General features: G+C 60.4%; 2 pseudogenes. One reads left to right on the top strand and one right to left on the bottom strand.

Annotated features, from left to right (window positions below):
- Nucleotides 1–268, bottom strand: a pseudogene (locus tag IE243_RS22965) (hypothetical protein); the annotation flags it as partial.
- A gap of 67 nt (nt 269–335) precedes the next feature.
- On the opposite strand from IE243_RS22965, the pseudogene IE243_RS22960 reads away from it, so the two are divergent.
- Nucleotides 336–772: pseudogene (locus IE243_RS22960) on the top strand (IS21 family transposase); the annotation flags it as partial.

Here is a 772-nt window from a genome sequence, read left to right as displayed (position 1 = left end):
CTGCCCTCGGGTTGACCGGCATGGCGAAGGCGCTGCACGAGCAGCGCCACGCCCCGGCCAACCGGACCTCTCTCCCCGCCGTTGTGAATAACCGGCCCCAATGGTGAGCGCTGGCGCAAGCTTCCATGGCGATCGTCTCTGGCGCCAGCTCGTTCACGATTTCCGTAAGCTTTGTGCGGCTGACCTTTCGTGAAACAATCACACCGTTTGTATCAATCCCGTGCAGATGGAACGATTGCTTTCCAAGATCGATCGCCAGCAAATTCATTGTCATGCTGTCCTCCTCCAGGTTGGGCCACTTACTGTGAGCGCGAGGAGGGAGGCGTCCATCCCATAACATGAAGACAGCAGTGGATCGTGTCGGTCGTGGCAAGGAGCGCCAGATCAATATCCGCTTCCTCGCCATGACAAACCACTATGTCTACGAGCCCGAGTTCTGCAATCCGGCTGCAGGATGGGAGAAAGGTCAGGTCGAGAAGAACGTCCGGGATTCCCGCCACCAGTTGCTACACGCGATGCCGGGCTTCCCTGACCTTGCGGCGCTCAATGCCTGGCTGGAACAGCGTTGCCTCGAGCTGTGGCGGGAAACGGCGCATGGTTCCTTGCCCGGCACGATCGCCGATGTCTGGGCCGAAGAACGGGCCGCCCTGATGCGGCTGCCCGTTGCCTTTGACGGCTTCATCGAGATGAGCAAACGTGTTTCGCCCACCTGCCTGATCAGCTTCGAGCGCACCCGCTACAGTGTGCCGGCCTCCTTTGCCAACCGTCCTGT

It is taken from the genome of Camelimonas fluminis, assembly GCF_014656355.1.
GTDB classification, from domain to species: domain Bacteria; phylum Pseudomonadota; class Alphaproteobacteria; order Rhizobiales; family Beijerinckiaceae; genus Camelimonas; species Camelimonas fluminis.
This window is presented reverse-complemented; position numbering and strand designations above follow the sequence as displayed.